14 protein-coding genes and 1 pseudogene are annotated in these 16,057 nt (G+C 70.1%); 9 read left to right on the top strand and 6 right to left on the bottom strand.

The features are described from left to right. Positions 1-18: 18 nt before the first annotated feature. The gene (locus tag OG205_RS05870) at positions 19-486 is read left to right on the top strand and encodes a MarR family winged helix-turn-helix transcriptional regulator (RefSeq protein ID WP_330275207.1); all 468 of its coding nucleotides are present in this window, start codon (positions 19-21) and stop codon (positions 484-486) included. Here the strand turns inward: OG205_RS05870 and OG205_RS05865 are convergent. After that, complete coding sequence (locus OG205_RS05865) at positions 483-1,517, bottom strand: LacI family DNA-binding transcriptional regulator (protein WP_330275206.1); 1,035 nt, start codon at positions 1,515-1,517, stop codon at positions 483-485. The genes OG205_RS05870 and OG205_RS05865 overlap by 4 nt on opposite strands. A 202-nt stretch (positions 1,518-1,719) precedes the next feature. Here OG205_RS05865 and OG205_RS05860 point away from each other — a divergent pair, with 202 nt between their 5' ends. The 4 genes from OG205_RS05860 to OG205_RS05845 are packed head-to-tail and all read left to right on the top strand — an operon-like array spanning position 1,720 to position 6,167. Further along, positions 1,720-2,976: an ABC transporter substrate-binding protein gene (locus OG205_RS05860; protein ID WP_330275205.1), complete on the top strand. Its 1,257-nt coding sequence runs from the start codon at positions 1,720-1,722 to the stop codon at positions 2,974-2,976. 19 nt (positions 2,977-2,995) lie between these two features. Beyond that, positions 2,996-3,907: a carbohydrate ABC transporter permease gene (locus tag OG205_RS05855; protein WP_330275204.1), complete on the top strand. Its 912-nt coding sequence runs from the start codon at positions 2,996-2,998 to the stop codon at positions 3,905-3,907. A 4-nt stretch (positions 3,908-3,911) separates the two neighbouring features. Continuing rightward, complete coding sequence (locus tag OG205_RS05850) at positions 3,912-4,799, top strand: carbohydrate ABC transporter permease (protein WP_319974377.1); 888 nt, start codon at positions 3,912-3,914, stop codon at positions 4,797-4,799. 18 nt (positions 4,800-4,817) lie between these two features. Further along, positions 4,818-6,167: a GH1 family beta-glucosidase gene (locus OG205_RS05845; protein WP_330275203.1), complete on the top strand. Its 1,350-nt coding sequence runs from the start codon at positions 4,818-4,820 to the stop codon at positions 6,165-6,167. Here the strand turns inward: OG205_RS05845 and OG205_RS05840 are convergent. From OG205_RS05840 to OG205_RS05830, 3 genes are all read right to left on the bottom strand, one after another. Next, a complete protein-coding gene (locus OG205_RS05840) occupies positions 6,145-7,512 on the bottom strand; it encodes an alpha/beta hydrolase (RefSeq protein ID WP_330278113.1) in 1,368 nt (455 codons plus the stop codon). The two genes, OG205_RS05845 and OG205_RS05840, sit on opposite strands and share 23 nt — an antisense overlap. A 63-nt stretch (positions 7,513-7,575) precedes the next feature. After that, positions 7,576-9,048, bottom strand: coding sequence for a phytoene desaturase family protein (crtI, locus tag OG205_RS05835; protein ID WP_442916806.1), 1,473 nt, complete (start codon positions 9,046-9,048; stop codon positions 7,576-7,578). A 17-nt stretch (positions 9,049-9,065) separates the two neighbouring features. Beyond that, entirely contained in the window at positions 9,066-10,142 is a 1,077-nt protein-coding gene (locus OG205_RS05830; RefSeq protein WP_330275201.1) for a polyprenyl synthetase family protein, read from the bottom strand. 143 nt (positions 10,143-10,285) lie between these two features. Between OG205_RS05830 and OG205_RS05825 the strand changes: the two genes are divergently transcribed. The 4 genes from OG205_RS05825 to OG205_RS05810 all read left to right on the top strand — a co-directional run bounded on the left by OG205_RS05825 (position 10,286) and on the right by OG205_RS05810 (position 13,417). Then, complete coding sequence (locus tag OG205_RS05825; protein ID WP_330275200.1) at positions 10,286-11,212, top strand: phytoene/squalene synthase family protein; 927 nt, start codon at positions 10,286-10,288, stop codon at positions 11,210-11,212. A gap of 13 nt (positions 11,213-11,225) precedes the next feature. After that, positions 11,226-12,188, top strand: coding sequence for a DUF5914 domain-containing protein (locus OG205_RS05820; protein WP_330278112.1), 963 nt, complete (start codon positions 11,226-11,228; stop codon positions 12,186-12,188). Positions 12,189-12,266: 78 nt separating this feature from the next. Continuing rightward, entirely contained in the window at positions 12,267-12,554 is a 288-nt protein-coding gene (locus tag OG205_RS05815) for a WhiB family transcriptional regulator (RefSeq protein ID WP_330275199.1), read from the top strand. Continuing rightward, positions 12,551-13,417 (top strand): MerR family transcriptional regulator, encoded by an 867-nt coding sequence (locus tag OG205_RS05810; RefSeq protein ID WP_330275198.1) that lies wholly within the window; start codon positions 12,551-12,553, stop codon positions 13,415-13,417. The genes OG205_RS05815 and OG205_RS05810 overlap by 4 nt, the downstream gene beginning before the upstream one ends. On the opposite strand, the gene OG205_RS05805 is transcribed toward OG205_RS05810, so the two are convergent. Together OG205_RS05805 and OG205_RS05800 are read right to left on the bottom strand one after the other, a co-directional pair. Beyond that, positions 13,414-14,859: a cryptochrome/photolyase family protein gene (locus OG205_RS05805; RefSeq protein ID WP_330275197.1), complete on the bottom strand. Its 1,446-nt coding sequence runs from the start codon at positions 14,857-14,859 to the stop codon at positions 13,414-13,416. The genes OG205_RS05810 and OG205_RS05805 overlap by 4 nt on opposite strands. After that, positions 14,856-16,055 (bottom strand): annotated as a pseudogene (locus OG205_RS05800) (NAD(P)/FAD-dependent oxidoreductase). Before OG205_RS05800 ends, OG205_RS05805 begins: the two are co-directional and overlap by 4 nt. Positions 16,056-16,057: the final 2 nt, after the last annotated feature.

Genomic DNA, 16,057 nt, shown 5'->3' with positions numbered 1-16,057 from the left:
GTCTGGGATGATGGCACCGTGGCGCAGGGAGACGAGCCGGCGGTGCCAGACCGCCCGGACCAGGTGGACGTCGACTCCTGGCCGACCGGCAGGCTCCTGTCGGTCGCGGCGCGCGTGGTCGAGAAGCGCTTCGAGGACTTCCTGGCGGGCCGCGGTCTCACCCACGCGGGCATGATCACCCTGCACCACCTCGCCGACGGACCGCGCTCCCAGCGCGAACTCGCCGTGCTGTGCCGGGTCACCGACCAGACCATGAGCCGCACCATCGAGCACCTCGACCGCGGCGGCCACGTCGTGCGCAGCCAGGACCAGCACGACCGCAGGCGCACGTCGGTGAAGATCACACCGGCCGGTCGCCGCGCCCTCGCCGCCGCCCGCCGCGAGGAACGCGAGTCCGACACGCTGCTCGGCGCCGTGGACGACTACGAGCACTTCCGGCAGCAGCTGATCGCACTCATCGCGGCCGCCACGTCCACAAGGGACTAACGCGCTCCGCAGGAGTCCCTGACCACCAGCTGGGTCGGCAGCACCACGGGCTCTTCACGCCCGGCACCGGTGATCATGGCCATGATCGCCTTCGCCGCCGCCACCCCGAACCCCGGCTTGTCCTGCGCCACCGTCGTCAGCGCCGGATCGACCACCGAGGCGATCTCGATGTCGTCGAACCCGACGAGCGCCAGGTCCTGGGGCACCCGCAGGCTGGCTGCACGGGCGGCGAGCAGTGCGCCGACCGCCATCTCGTCGCTGGCCGCGAACACAGCGGTGGGCGGCTCGTCCAGCGCCAGAAGCCGTTGCGTGGCAGCGGTTCCGCTCGCCCGGTAGAAGTCGCCGGCGACCACGTAGTCGTCGCGCGGCACGATGCCCGCCTCCCGCAATGCCGTGCGGTAGCCCGAAACACGGGCTTCGGAGGGCTGGTTGCCTGGCGGGCCGGTGATCATCGCGATCCGGGAGTGGCCGAGACCGACGAGATGACGAACGGCCGACAGCGCGCCGCCCACGTTGTCCGACGTCACGTAGGTGGCCCTGGGTCCGTCGACGGCGACGTCCAGCGCGACGCACGGAAACCCTGACTGCGCAAAGGCTTCGAACGCGTCGCCGTCGGAGCCGCTGTCGATCAGGACCAGCCCGCCGAGGTGGTGGCGGCGGGTCGTGTTCACGTAGCCGACGGGGTCCGCGAGCGACACTCCGATCTCGCGGGAGTCGCCGCTGGTCGCGAGCATCAGCAGGTGGTAGCCGTGCGCACTGAGCGCGGACTTCAGTCCTATCAACAGGTCCTGCAGGTACGGGTGGCGCCAGCCGGGCCTGCGGTGGTCGGTGTCCCAGACCAGGCCGATCATCGTCGACTGCTTCGTCGACAACGCCCGCGCGGACTCGTTGGGCCGGTAGTCCAGCTCTTTCGCGACGCGCAGCACCCGTTCACGCGTGTCCTCGTTCACCGTGTCCGGCTGGTTGAAGACGCGCGACACCGTCGCCACGGACACGCCGCAGAGCTGGGCGATCTCTCGCCCGGTCGCCATCGGACCTCCCGAATTACCGTAAGCGGTTACATAGACCCTACGAGCAGCACTTACCCTAGTCAAACGGGTGCGGAAGTTGATCTGTTTATCATCTCGTTACTTGACGGACACCGCGTAACACCGCTGTCATTGGCGCCACACACCTTCTCCACGAAGCACTTCTTCTGCTTCAGCGCGCCCAAAAACCAACGGAGGCCTGGAAATGCGCCCCAAAGCACTCGCCCTCGGCTGCGCCGCGGTGGCGACCGCCCTGGTGCTCAGCGGTTGCGGCAGCGACGCCGCGTCCGGTGGCAAGACGAAGCTGACCATCGGCCTGTTCGGCAACTTCGGCTACGCCGAGCTGCTCAAGGAGTACGCGGCCGCGCACCCGGACGTCGAGATCTCCGACCGCACCGCGTCCTACTCCGACCACCACAAGAACCTCGCCGCGCACCTCGCCACCAGCAGCGGTGCCGCGGACATCGAGGCAGTCGACACGGGGTACGTCAACCAGTTCAAGGCCACCCCGGACAAGTTCGTCGACCTCAACACCAAGGGCGGCGACCAGCTGAAGGACCGCTGGCTGGGCTGGAAGTGGGAGGCCTCGCTCAGCAAGGACGGCAAGCAGATCGGTTACGGCACCGACATCGGCGGCCTGGCCATCTGCTACCGCCGCGACCTGCTGCAGAACGCCGGGCTGCCCGCCGACCGCGACCAGGTCGCGGCGCTGTGGCCGACCTGGCAGGACTTCATGGCCGCGGGCAAGAAGTTCCAGGAGAAGGCGCCGGAGGGCGTGAAGTGGTTCGACGGTGGTCCGACCGTCCTCAACGCGATCGTCGGCCAGGCGTCGACCGGCTACTACGACAAGACCGACAAGATCGTCGTGGGTGACAACAAGGAGGTCAAGGCCGCCTGGGACCTCGTCGTCGACGGCGTGCAGTCCGGTCTGTCGTCCAAGCTGCTCTACTCGACGCCCGTCTGGAACACCGGGTTCAAGCAGGGTCAGTTCGCGACGGTGACCTGCCCCGCGTGGCAGATGGCCAAGATCAAGGACCAGGCCGGTGCCGAGGCCGCCGGCAAGTGGGACGTCACCTCCGTGCCCGGTGGTGGCGGCAACTGGGGCGGCTCGTACCTGACGGTTCCCAAGTCGGGCAAGAACGTCGACAAGGCCGTGGAGCTGGCGGCGTGGCTGACCGCGCCCGAGCAGCAGGCCAAGGTGTTCAAGAGCGCCGGGCTTCTGCCGTCGATCCCGAAGCTGTACGAGGACCCGTCGATCGTCGACTACAAGAACCCGTACTTCAACGACGCGCCGATCGGCAAGCTCTTCACCGACGCGGCCAAGAAGCTGAACCCGCAGTACCAGGGCCCGAAGGCCGGTGACATCCAGACCGCGATCGGCAACGCGATGCAGCGCGTCGAGCAGGGCAAGCAGAACGGCGACGAGTCGTGGCGCCAGTTCGTCGGCGACGTCCAGAAGTGACGAGCTGACCATGGTTCTGATGGACAAGACGGCCAGAAGACACCGGTGGGACACCAAGTTCGCGCCGTACGGGTACGTGGCGCCGTACTTCCTGATCTTCGGTGTCTTCGGGCTGTTCCCCCTGCTCTACACCATCTGGGTCTCGCTGCAGGACCGCAACCTGCTCGAGTCGGACGCGGCGACCTTCGTGTGGTTCGACAACTACGCGAAGCTGATGGCGGACCCGTACTTCTGGAACGCCATGGGCAACACGCTGAGCCTGTGGCTGCTGACGACGGTCCCGCAGATCATGTTCGCGCTGTTCATCGCGCAGCTGCTCAACCGCAAGGTCCGCACCCGCACGCTGTTCCGGATGGGCGTGATCCTGCCGAACATCACCTCGGTGGCGGCGGTGACGATCATCTTCGCGCAGCTGTTCGGCCGGGACTTCGGCCTGATCAACTGGGTGCTGGAGCTGTTCGGTGCCGGGCAGATCGACTGGCAGGCCGGCACGGCCAGCTCCCACATCGCCATCGCCGTGATGGTGGTGTGGCGCTGGACCGGCTACCACGCGCTGATCTTCCTGGCGTCCATGCAGGCGATCCCGTCGACCCTGTACGAAGCGGCCACCCTGGACGGAGCGAACGGGCGGCAGCAGTTCTGGCGGATCACGGTGCCGTTGCTGCGGCCGCAGATCATCTTCTCGACGATCATCGCGACCACCGGCAACATGCGGCTCCTCGCGGAGCCGCTGCTGTTCAACCCCGGTGCCGCTGCCGCGACAGGTGGTTCCGACCGGCAGTTCCAGACCGCCGCGCTGTACCTGTACGAGCAGGGCTTCACGAACTACGACTTCGGCTACAGCTCGTCGATCGCGGTCGTGCTGGCCATCGCCACGGTCATCGTGGCCGGTCTCGGCTACCTGGTGACCAAACGGATCCGGACGGAGTGACCCCATGACCGCAGTGCTGGAGCGCCCCGCGCCCGTGCAGCCGGCGGGACCCTCGGCGAGGGCGCGCAGGCTGGCCAGGCGTGTGGCGGGGCCGTGGACGTACGCCGGGCTGATCGCGATCCTGGCCGGGTCGGCCTTTCCCGTGTACTGGTCGTTCGTGGTGTCCTCGCAGACACCGGACGCGATCGACAGCGTGCCGCCCGTCCTAGTGCCGGGCGGCCACCTCTTCGCGAACATCGCCCGCGTCTTCGACACCACCGACTTCGCGCTGGCGCTGATGAACTCGATCATCGTGTCGGGCACGGTGACCATCTCGGTGGTGTTGTTCTCGACGCTGGCCGGGTTCGCCTTCGCCAAGATGAAGTTCCGCGGCCGCAACGTGTTGCTGCTGCTCATCATCGCCACCCAGGCGATCCCGACCGAGCTCGGCATCATCCCGCTCTACATGATGATGAGCGAGTTCGGCTGGGCCGGCGAGATCCACGCGGTGATCGTGCCGGGACTCGTCACCGCGTTCGGCGTGTTCTTCATGCGGCAGTACTTCGAGCGGGCGATCCCGGACGAACTGCTGGAGGCGGGCCGGATGGACGGCTGCCACTCGCTGCGGCTGTTCTGGCACGTCGCGCTGCCCGCTGCTCGTCCGGCCGCGGCGGTGCTCGGGCTGTTCACGTTCATGCAGGCGTGGAACGACTTCTTCTGGCCACTGGTGGTGCTCGTGCCGGAGAACCCGACCGTGCAGACCGCTCTGTCCACTTTGGCCAGCGGCTACACCACCGACTACACGCTGGTGCTGACCGCCGCGACCATCGGCACGGTGCCGGTGTTGCTCGTGTTCCTGTTGTTCGGCCGCCAGATCGTCGGCGGCATCATGTCGGGTGCCGTCAAGGGCTGATCTTCTTTGGAGACTGTTGTGAGTTTTCCGGCCGGCTTCCGCTGGGGCGTGGCGACCTCGGCCTTTCAGATCGAAGGAGCGGCGCGGCTCGACGGCCGCGGTCCGTCCATCTGGGACACCTTCGCGCAGGTGCCCGGTGCCGTCGCGTCCGGCGACACCGGGGACGTGGCGGCGGACCACTACCACCGCTGGGCCGAGGACGTGCGGCTGCTCGTCGACCTCGGCGTCGACGCGTACCGGTTCTCGGTGTCGTGGTCGCGGATCCTGCCGGAGGGCAGCGGACGGATCGAGCAACGCGGCCTCGACTTCTACCGGCGCCTCGCGGAGGCGTTGCTGGACAACGGGATCGAGCCGTTCCTGACGCTGTACCACTGGGATCTGCCGCAGGCGCTGGAGGACCAGGGCGGGTGGCGCAACCGCGACACCTCCCACCGGTTCGCCGACTACGCCGCCCTGGTGCACGAGGCGCTCGGTGACGTCGTCACCAAGTGGACCACCCTGAACGAGCCGTACTGCTCGTCGATCGTGGGTTATGGCGAAGGTCGCCACGCACCTGGTGCCCGTGAGGGGCACGGCGCGTTGGCGGCGGCACACCACCTGCTGCTCGGTCACGGACTCGCGGTGCAGGCCATGCGCGCCAACGGTTCCGGCGGCGAGTTCGGCATCGTGCTGAACCAGTCCCCCACCGTGCCGGTCAGCGACTCCCCCGCCGACGTCGCCGCGGCCGGCCGGCAGGACTGCCTGCTGCGGCGGCAGTTCACCGACCCGCTGTTCGGTTCGGCGTACCCGGACGACATGACGTCGACGTTCGGCGAGATCAGCGACTTCTCGTTCCGGCACGACGGCGACCTGGCGATCATCGGCCAGCCGCTGGACTACGTGGGCCTCAACTACTACTACCGGCTGCACGTCGCGGACGCGCCGCACCGCGAGCCCGACCCGGCCAAGCGCACGGCCCACGACATCGGCGTCGACACGACCCAACTCCCGGACGTGCCGCGCACCGGCATGGGCTGGCCCGTCGAACCCGCCGGTCTCACGACCGCGCTCACGGACCTCAAGGCCCGGCACCCCGGCCTGCCACCCGTCTACGTCACGGAGAACGGCTGCGTCTACCCGGATTCGGAGGGGTTCGAGGACACCGAACGCATCTCCTACCTGCGTGACCACATCGCGGCCGCCCAGGCCGCGGACGTGGATCTGCGCGGCTACTTCTGCTGGTCGCTGCTCGACAACTTCGAGTGGGCACACGGCTACAAGCACCGGTTCGGGCTGGTGCACGTCGACTACCAGACGTTGCAACGCACTCCGCGTGCCAGCTACCGCTGGTACCGCTCGTTCATCACTACGGCACGGCAGGACAACTGATCGCGGGAGTCTTCAGGTCGAGGAGATAGTCGTCCACCCCGCCGCGCGTGCAGGCGCTGCGGGGATAGGCGATGTGACCCCAGCCCTCGTAGGTCAGCAACGCGGTGTTGCGCGGCGCCTGCCGGTGGACGTTGACGGCCCACGCGTACGGGGTCGTCGGGTCGTACTTGGCGTTGAGGACCAGGATCTTCGGCGCGTCACCGATGTCGAGCCGGTGGGGCGGGTTGGCGGGCGGTCCGGGAACCCCGATGCACGCGGTGGCCTCGTCGTGGCCGAGGAAGCTGCCGCGCATGATCGGCGAGCGGCGCAGCTCGTCGGCCCGCAACCGCTGGTAATCCTGGAAGTTCCTGATGCGCAACGAGAAGTCCTGGCAGACCGTGGCCAGCCGGACCGACTCGTAGTTGGGTTCGAAGGCCTGGGCCCGCAGCGACCGTCCCGCGACCAGGTCGGCGGCCCAGAGCCATTCCGGCCCGCGCAGCGCGTAGTACATGCCGTCGAGCAGGCCCTGCCGGCCCTGCGGTTCGCCGTCGGCACGGACGAGTGCCGCCTCCCAGGCCGCGTAGACGTCCTGGCCGTGCAGCACGCAGTCGGTCGTGCGATCGCACCAGCTCGCGAACTCCCGGAACGCGTCGTCCCCGGCGGCCGCCCGGTCTCCCACGAACCGCCGGGCGTCCGCGCTGTGGTCCACGACGCTGTCGAGGACCATCGCCCGGACCTTGCCACCGAACCTCTCGGCGTACGCCTGGCCGAACACCGTGCCGTACGACAGCCCGAAGTAGCTGATCTTCCGCTCCCCCAGCGCCCGCCGGGCCGCGTCCATGTCCTGGGCGACGGTGGCACCGTCAGCGTGGTCGAACACCGGCCCGCTGCGCTCGCGGCACTTCCGGAGCACGGTCTTGTTGTGCGCGAGCAGCGCCGCGAACCCGGCTTCGTCCTCCGGATAGATCGACGGCTGCCCGTCCATGAGGTCGGCGCAGCGGATCGCCAGGCTTCCGCCAGTGCCTCGCTGGTCGATGCCGACGATGTCGAACCGCGCCCGGAGCTCCGGACTGAACAACCCGGAGAGCGCGAACTCCGCCGCCGATCCCCCTGGTCCGCCGGGATCGACCATCAGCACACCCAGCCGCCGCGCCGGGTCGGTGGCCCTGTGCCGCCCCAGCGCGATGTCGATGCGTTCGCCGCGAGGCTTCCGCCAGTCCAGCGGCACGCTGAGCGTTCCGCACTCGCCGTCGGGGTTGTCCTGGCAGGGCGCCCAGGCGATCGACGGCACTGGTTCGGCGTGCGCCGCACCTCCGGTGACCACCAGAACCACAGCGGCGACGGATGCCGCCAATGCCCGCCTCATCGTGCGCACGAAGCCCCCTCGAGCTTTGCCCTGAAGCGGCTCACCCTACGAGAGAAAGCGCTCTCACGGTTGCTCCGGACGCCGGAGCCGTTCGGCGGCCAGCCGTCCGGAGATGAGCACCGGCGGGATGCCGACGCCGGGCGTGGTGCCGCTGCCCGCCAGCACCACGTTGCCGTCCCGGAACGGCAGGTTGCGCGGCCGGAACGGGCCGGTCTGGCCGAACGTGTGCGCGGCGGAGAACGGCGTGCCGGCGGCCTGGCCGTCGCGCGCCCAGTCGTCCGGTGTCACCACGGCGAGCGGTTCGGCGTCGACGAGGAGCTTGCGCGCGGACATCTCGTCGACGAGTTCCTCGGCGTACCGGCGCGCCATCGCGTCCCAGCGCAGCGGAGCGGCGTCGAGGTTCGGGCAGGGCGCGAGGAGGTACTGCAGGTGCCTGCCCTCGGGCGCGAGTGCGGGATCGGTGAGGGTGGGCGTGGTGAGCAGCAGCGACGGGTCGCTCATCAGCCTGCCCTGCCGGATGATCTCGTCGAACGTGCCGTCCCACTTGTCACCGAACGAGATCGTGTGGTGGGCGAGGTCGTCCGCCACCCGGCCGGCACTGAGGTGCACGACCACCGCGGACGGCGACCAGCGCAACGGCCGGATCCGGCGCGGTTCGCCGTGCAGCAGCCGGGTGCTCTGGGCAGGTCCGGTGGCGAGAACGACGGCGTCGCAAGGGAATCGTGCGTCGGCCGTGCGCACGGCCGTGACGCGGTGACCGCTCCGTTCGAGCTCCTGGGCCTCCACGCCGTAGTGAAACTGCACCCCCGCGTCGGAAGCGGCGTCCGCCATGGCCTGCGGCACAGCGCGCATGCCGCCGCGCGGGAACCACACGCCCGCGATGGTGTCCATGTAGGCGATGACGGCGTAGGCAGCGAGAGCGTCTTTCGGTGCGACACCGGCGTAGAGCGCCTGGAAGGTGAAAACGCGCCGGAGCCGGTCGTCGTGCAGGAACCGGCCCACCGCCTTGGCCAGCGAGCCGAAGCCGCCGAGCCGGGCGAGTGCGAGCAGGTCGGGGCCCGCGAGGTCGAGCGGGGAGTCGAAGCTAGCGCCGATGAACCTGTCCCGTTCCACCTCGTAGAGCCTCGTCAGCCAGGCACGCAGGTCGCGGTACCCCTGCGCCTCCCGGTCCCCCGCGAAGTCGCGCACCGCCTGCTCCATGCGGTCCGCGTCGGTGTGCACGTCCAGCGCCGTGCCGTCGGCGAACGTCGCACGGTAGGCGGGGTGCAGCGGCAGCAGTTCCAGGTGGTCCTCGCGCCGCCGGCCCACTGCCGCGAACGCGTCGTCCAGCAGTTCCGGCATGGTGAGCACGGTCGGGCCGGTGTCGATCCGGTGGCCGCCGATGTCGCGACGACCGGCGAGCCCGCCGGGGTGCGGCCGTCCTTCGAGGACCGTCACCTCGTGCCCCGCACCGCGCAGGTGCAGCGCCGCCGACAGTCCCGAGAGTCCCGCGCCGACCACGACCACACGGTCCGTGCGGCCTTTCACCACGTGCACCACTGCGTTCCCCTCGCTCAGGTCGTTCGTGCCACGGCGCGGCCGGCCAGGCGCACCAGCTCATGACGGGCATCGTCGTCGATGACGGCGCGGTCCAGCGCCGCGATCCCCGATCCGGCCAGCCTCTCGATGTGCTCCTCCACCGCGGCGACGGCTCCGAGTTCCACGAGCAACGCGCACACGTCCCTCACCGTCCGCTCGCTGACGGTCCCGCTCTCCAGGCAGCGTCGCAGCAACCGTTGCGCCGCGGGTTTGCCCTGCGCGCGGGACAGCGCTATCGACATCAACGGCGTCCGCTTGCCCTCCCTCAGGTCCTCGCCCACCGGCTTCCCGGTGACAGAGGGGTCGCCGAACACCCCGATCAGGTCGTCCCGCAGCTGGAAGGCGACGCCGATGTCGTGGCCGTACGCGCGCAGGCAGTCGACGACGTCGTCGTCAGCTCCCGCGAGGGCGGCTCCGAGGTGCAGCGGCCGTTCCACCGTGTACGCGGCGGTCTTCAGCGCGGCCACCCGGACGGCGTGCTCCAGCGACTCCTCGCGCCGTGCGACGGCCAGCAGGTCGAGGTGCTGTCCCATGATCATCTCGGTGCGCATCGCCTGCCACGGACCCCAGGCGCGGCTCAGCGCGTCGGCGGGCAGACCGGCGGTCACCAGCGCGTCGTCCGCCCACGCCAGCGCGAGGTCGCCGACCAGGATCGCGGCCGAGTCCCCGTACCGGCGGGCGCTCGCGGCCCACCGCTCCCGCCGGTGCAGGGCGGCGAACGACTCGTGCGTCGACGGCCTGCCCCGCCTGGTCGCCGAGCGGTCCATCACGTCGTCGTGCACCAGCGCGCAACACTGCAGCAGTTCCAGCGCCACCATGGCCCGCACCACGGCGTCCACCGGCGCGGCGCCGCCTGCCGCACGCCATCCCCACCAGGCGAACGTGGGCCTGATCCTCTTGCCACCGGCCAGGACCAGTCCGCGCAGCTCAGCGGTGAGCTCGGTGGCCAGGTCCTGCCGGGCGAGCAGGAACTCGTGCAGTGCTTCGTCGAGCAGGGCGTGGAAGTCGTCCACCCGCGACGTGCGAGCGTCCACGCTGGTCAGCAGCGACATCGGCGTTCCTCGGAAGTCGGTGGGAGTTCGATGCTCCGAGCTAAGCAGCGCGGTGCGGGGTCCGCATGATGAGCGCGGTCGTTGTGCGGAAGGCAATTCGCGGACTTAGCGTGGGGGGAACCTCCTGTTCGAAAGGACCCCTGATGTCGGCTGAGCGCGAACTGGATGCCGCGGGCGTCACCGCACCGGCGTTGCGCGACGCGTACCGGCGCTGCCGTGAGCTCAACGCACTGCACGGCCGCACCTACTACCTGGCAACGAGGTTGCTCAGCCCGGAGCAACGTCCCGCCGTCCACGCGCTGTACGGGTTCGCCCGCTGGGTGGACGACGTCGTCGACGACGTCCACAGTGGAATCGACGACAAGAACGCCGCGCTCGGTGCGATCGACGGCCGCCTTCAGGTCGCGCTGAGGGACGGGGCGACGGACGACCCGGTGCTGGCGGCGCTGATGGACACCGTGCACCGCTACGACATCCCCGTCGAGCACTTCCAGGACTTCATGGAATCGATGCGGATGGATCTCACCGTCACCGACTACGCGACCTATGCCGACCTCGAACGCTACGTGCACGGCTCTGCCGCCGTGATCGGCCTGCAGGTGCTGCCGGTGCTCGGCACCAGCGTGCCCAGGCAGGAGGCCGAACCGGCCGCGGCGGCGCTCGGTGTCGCGTTCCAGCTCACCAACTTCATCCGCGACGTCGGCGAGGACCTCGACCGCGGCCGGGTGTACCTGCCCGCCGACGAGCTCGCGGCGTTCGGCGTCGACCGGGAACGCCTGCTGCACGCGCGGGCACAGGGCAGAGCCGACCAGCAGGTGCGGGCCGCCCTGCGTGACCAGGTGCGCAGGGCGCGCCAGGTCTACGAGCGGGCCTGGCCGGGCATCGGCATGCTCGCGCCGCGGTCGAGGCCCTGCGTGCTCACCGCCTACCGGCTGTACGGCCGGATTCTCGACCTCGTCGAGGGCGCGGACTGCGACGTGCTGTCGCGCCGTGTCGTCGTGTCGAACGGCAGGCGGCTCGCGGTCGCCCTGCCCGCGCTGGCGAGGGCGGTGTTCGCCCGTGCGGCCTGACGAGAGGAAGTCGATGCGCGACCGGATCCCGTTGCGGATCTACTCGAGCCCGCCGTGGCGGAAGCAACGGCCGACGTGGCAGGACGCCAAGCCGGCGCTGATCGAGGCCGCGCTCAAACGCGCCACCGCGCGTCCGTCCGGCAACTGGTTCGTCGCGGGCGCCAGCCGGGACGTCGTGAAGGGCAAGCCGTGCGGACGCACCATCGCGGGTCAGGAGGTCGTGCTCTGGCGCGGGCCGCACGGCGTGCTCATGGCGGGGTCCGGCTCGTGTCCGCACCTCGGTGCTCCGCTGTGCGACGGCGCCGTGGCCGAGGGCAAGCTGATCTGCCGCTGGCACGGCCTCGCACTCGACGGCACGCGGTTCGGCGCGTGGACGCCGTTCCCCGCGCACGACGACGGAGTTCTGGTGTGGGTCCGGCTGGACCAGGCGGGTGGAGAGGAGCCGCTGGACGCTCCCGTGCTGCCCGAACGGCCGCCTGCGGGGTCGATCGACGCGGTGGCCACGATCATCGGCCGGTGCGATCCCGAGGACGTCGTCGCCAACCGGCTCGACCCCTGGCACGGCGCGTGGTTCCACCCCTACTCGTTCGCGAACCTGCACATCCTCGAAACCCCCACGGAGGTGGAGGACCGCTTCCTGGTCGAGGTCACCTTCCGCGTCGCCGGACGGGTCGGTGTGCCGGTCATCGCCGCGTTCACCTGCCCTGAGCCGCGCACGGTCGTGATGCACATCGTCGAGGGCGAAGGCGAGGGCAGCGTCGTCGAGACGCACGCGACGCCCATCCGCGACGGCCGGACCGCCGTGGTGGAGGCGACCATCGCGCACTCGGACCGGCGCGGGTTCGCGCTGGCCAGGCCGGCGGCGGGCGCGTTGCGGCCGGTCATGCGCTGGGCGGCCGCCCGGTTGTGGCGCGACGACCTCGACTACGCCGAACGCCGGTACACACTACGCCAGGCGGGCCGCTTCCCCGATTGAGCCCCCCGAGTTGCGTCGTTTCTGAGTCGATTTTACGATGGGCCTCCCATCGAGGGTCGACTCCGAAGGATGTGCGCCATGCCCGAACTGTCCCGCCTGCCCCAGCCAGTCGCGGAATCGTGGGACTGGCAGCTCTCCGGCCTGTGCCGCGGCATGGACAGCACCTACTTCTTCCACACGCCCAACGAGAGGGGCTCGGCACGCGACAAACGCGAGGCCGCGGCGAAGGCCGTCTGCCAGCGCTGCCCGGTCATGGAAAAATGTCGCTCGCACGCGCTGGAGGTCCAGGAGACCTTCGGCATCTGGGGTGGACTCGGGGAAAGTGAGTTGAGGGCGATTCTCGCGAAACGTGCCCGTAGGACGTGACCTACACACCGCGCGCGGTGGCGGGGATGCTCGGCGTCGCCCCGACCACGCTCAGGACGTGGGACCAGCGCTACGGACTGGGTCCCTCCATCCGCACCGACGGCGGCCACCGCCGTTACGAGGAAGCGGACGTCGACGTGCTGCGCAGAATGGTGGTGCTGACCGGTCAGGGCGTGTCGGCGGCCGCCGCTGCCGTGCTGGCGCGCCAGAAACCGGCCGCCCGCCCCAGCCTCCCGCTCACGCCGCTCGGCTCCGAGGACGCCGTCCTGGCACGGCGGAGCTTCCTGGCCGCGGCGAAGCGCCTCGACGAACCGATGATGTCCGACCTCGCCGAGAAGCTCATCACCGACCACGGCGTCGTTTGCGCCTGGGAGTCCGTGTTCGTCCCCTCGCTGGTGGAACTCGGCGAACTGGTCGCCGACACCGGCCAGGGAGTGGAGATCGAACACCTCGCCAGCGGAAGCGTGCTTTTCGCCCTGCGCGGGATTCCCCGCGCGAGCAGCCCTGGAGTGCTCTCCGCGCTGTTGTCGTGCGCACCGGACGAACAACACTGGCTGCCGTTGGAGGCGCTCGGCGCGGCACTGTCCGAACAGGGCCGCATGTGGCGCAACCTCGGAGCGCGGGTGCCCGCCGACGCCCTGTACGACGCGGTGACCCGCCTGCGGCCCGCCGTCGCGCTGGTCTGGGCGCACCGGCCCGAACTGGCACTCCGGGTGCCGCTCGAGGAACTCGGAGCACGACCGGGCACGGTGCTCGCCGTCGCGGGCGCCGGGTGGAACGGTCTGGAGCTGCCGCCGTTCGTGCACCGGCCGGCGACGCTCACCGAGGCGATCCAGCTGGTCGTGGACCGCACCAGCCCTTAGAAGACTTCGCGGTCGCGTTCCCGCACACGCACCTCGTCCAGTTCCGCGATGCGACGCAGCCCCTGCACGGCCCGCGCCATGCGGTGGTTTCCGCTCACCTGCTCCTCGTGCCGGTCGAGCCACGCCCAGTACCCAGCCGTGAACGGGCACGCGCGGTCGCCCGTGCGCCGCTTCGGATCGAACCAGCACGTGCCGCAGTGGTCCGTCATCCGGTTGAGGTAGGCGCCGCCGCTCAGGTACGGCTTGGTCGCGATCACGCCGCCGTCCGCGTGCTGACTCATCCCGATGACGTTGACCGGCATAACCCACGGGAAACCGTCCACGAAGGACGTGACGAACCAGTCGTTGAGCGCGGCGGGGTCGTAACCCCGTTGCAGCGCATGGTTCCCCAGCACCATCAGTCGTTGGATGTGGTGCACCCAGCCATGGTCGCGGACGCCTTCCAGGGCGGTCCGCAGGCACGCCGCGCGCACCGTGGCCGGCCGCAGCTCCGCCCACCACGACGGCAGCCCGGCGGTGGCGCGGAAACCGTTGCGCCGCCCGTATTCCGGACCGAGGTGCCAGTACAGGTGCCACACGTACTCACGCCAGCCGAGCACCTGCCGGACGAACCCCTCGACGCTCGCGAGTGGCGCGGCGCCGTCGCGGTAGGCGTCCTCCGCCGCGTAGACGACCTCCAGCGGGTGCAGGAGTCCGTGGTTGAGCGGCACCGACAGCAGTGAGTGCGCCATCGTCCAGTCCTTGGTCAGGACGGCGTCCTCGTGCGGGCCGAAGTGAGGAAGCCGGTCGCGCAGGAAGACCTCCAACGCGGTGAGCGCTTCCTCTCGTGTGATGGCGAAGCGGCGCGGACCGTCCCTGCCCACTGTGGGCAGGTCCATCGCGTCGAGGTCGGCACGCACCTGCGCGTCGATCTCGTCCTCTTCCGGCCACCACGGCGCCGGAACCCCGAGTCGCCCGCGTTTCGGCGGGGGTTCGCGGTTCTCGGTGTCGAAGTTCCACCGGCCGCCCACCGGAACGTCGCCCTCCATGAGCACGTCGAAGCGGGTGCGCTGGTAGTGGTAGAAGTCCTCCATCAGAAACCGCTCGCGCGGCCCCGCCCACGCGGTGAACTCGTCGCGAGACAACGCGAACGCGGGAGTGGGGAAGACTTCCACGCCGAGTTCGATCAACATCTTGTGCGCGGCAGCCGAACCCGGTTGGTAGGCGGCCAGTGGGCGGTCCAGGTCGCGGATGGCTTCGCCGTACGTGTTCGCGCGCACGAGTGTGACGCGATCGGGGTACTCGGCGGCGAGATGACGCATGCCGGACAGGACCAGGTGCAGCTTCTGCCGGTGGTACGGCTTGCGGCGCAACGCCGCGGCCGACTCGATCAGCACGATGTCGTCGTGGCCGGAGTGGAACTGCGGTCCGAGCTGGTCGCCGAACAGCAGCAACGTCGTCACTGATCACCACGCAGGTCGGCCAGCACGGCGTGCGCGGCTCTGCGTCCCGAGTGGAGTGCTCCCTGGATCGAGCTGGTGTCGCGGTGATCACCGCAGACGTACCGACGACCACCCGCGCGAACGGACTGCTTCAGCCGGTGCGGCGCCGTCATCGCGGGGATCGCGTGCGGGATGTCGTACCGCCGCAGCACCTCCCACCGGCTGGTGTCCGTGCTGTACAAGCGATCCAGGTGAGCCCGGACGGCCTGTTCGTCGGCGTCGCCGAGCACTGAGGCCTGCACCAGTGGGGCGTGCGGCGAGTACGGGCGTGACACCTCCGACATCACCGCCGTGTTCACGACCGGCCCGCCGCCGGCGTCGACGACCAGGCAACCGTCGCGCAGCGGTGACCTCGGCGGCCGGAAGTACCACGTGGTCACGCCGTTCCAGCGCGGTTCGGCCAGTCCCGGCAGCAGACGGGCCGCGGTCGTGCCGTCCGTCGCCACCACCACGGCGTCGGCGGCGATCCGGCCGCCCTCCTCCAGGTCGACGCCGTTGTCGTGCACGGCCCTCACCGCGGTCTCCAGGCTGACGGCGTCCCTCGGCAGGCGTTCCGCCATCGCCTTCGGCAACTCCCCCATCCCGAGCGCGGGCACCGCGGCGCCGCCTCGGGCGAAACTGCGCCACACCAGGTGGAAGAACCTCGACGACGTGCTGAGCTCCCGTTCCAGGAACACGCCGGACAGGAACGGCCGGAACACCGCCTCGACCGCTCGGTCGGACACCCCCAGCCGCCGCAGTTCCTCGCGGGTCGTGCGGTCCTGCGCGGTGAGCAACGGCCGCGACGGGCCGAAGGCGTCCGGTCCGGAGAACCGGGCCACCGCCGCCACGTCCCGCACGCCCAGGACGTGCTGGCGCAGGAAGCCGTCTCACGCGGACGGCCCGCTGCGCGGATCGGCGAGCAGGTCGTGCCTGCCGTCGTCGTGCACGAACGCGCCCGGCCTGAAGTGCCGCAACGGCAACGGATCGAGCCCGAGCCGCTCCAGTTCGGGATAGGCGGGCAGCATGATCTGGAAGCCGCGGTCGAACCGCACGCCGTCCTCTACGTCCGTCCGCACCCGCCCGCCGACCTCGTCCCCCGCCTCCAGCACGGTGACCTCGACGCCGGCCGCTTTGAGCTCCAACGCGGCACTCAGGCCCGCCAGTCCGGCTCCCACCA

Origin of the sequence: Lentzea sp. NBC_00516 (assembly GCF_036346835.1) — a bacterium.
Lineage (GTDB): Bacteria > Actinomycetota > Actinomycetes > Mycobacteriales > Pseudonocardiaceae > Lentzea > Lentzea sokolovensis.
This window is presented reverse-complemented; position numbering and strand designations above follow the sequence as displayed.

Excerpts from the sequence above, each read along its gene's own strand:
- OG205_RS05865 (WP_330275206.1), bottom strand. The coding sequence starts at position 1,517 with ATGGCGACCGGGCGAGAGATCGCCCAGCTCTGCGGCGTGTCCGTGGCG.
- OG205_RS05825 (WP_330275200.1), top strand. The coding sequence starts at position 10,286 with ATGTCGGCTGAGCGCGAACTGGATGCCGCGGGCGTCACCGCACCGGCG.
- OG205_RS05850 (WP_319974377.1), top strand. The coding sequence starts at position 3,912 with ATGACCGCAGTGCTGGAGCGCCCCGCGCCCGTGCAGCCGGCGGGACCC.
- OG205_RS05840 (WP_330278113.1), bottom strand. The coding sequence starts at position 7,512 with ATGAGGCGGGCATTGGCGGCATCCGTCGCCGCTGTGGTTCTGGTGGTC.
- OG205_RS05860 (WP_330275205.1), top strand. The coding sequence starts at position 1,720 with ATGCGCCCCAAAGCACTCGCCCTCGGCTGCGCCGCGGTGGCGACCGCC.
- OG205_RS05855 (WP_330275204.1), top strand. The coding sequence starts at position 2,996 with ATGGACAAGACGGCCAGAAGACACCGGTGGGACACCAAGTTCGCGCCG.
- OG205_RS05830 (WP_330275201.1), bottom strand. The coding sequence starts at position 10,142 with ATGTCGCTGCTGACCAGCGTGGACGCTCGCACGTCGCGGGTGGACGAC.
- OG205_RS05815 (WP_330275199.1), top strand. The coding sequence starts at position 12,267 with ATGCCCGAACTGTCCCGCCTGCCCCAGCCAGTCGCGGAATCGTGGGAC.
- OG205_RS05820 (WP_330278112.1), top strand. The coding sequence starts at position 11,226 with ATGCGCGACCGGATCCCGTTGCGGATCTACTCGAGCCCGCCGTGGCGG.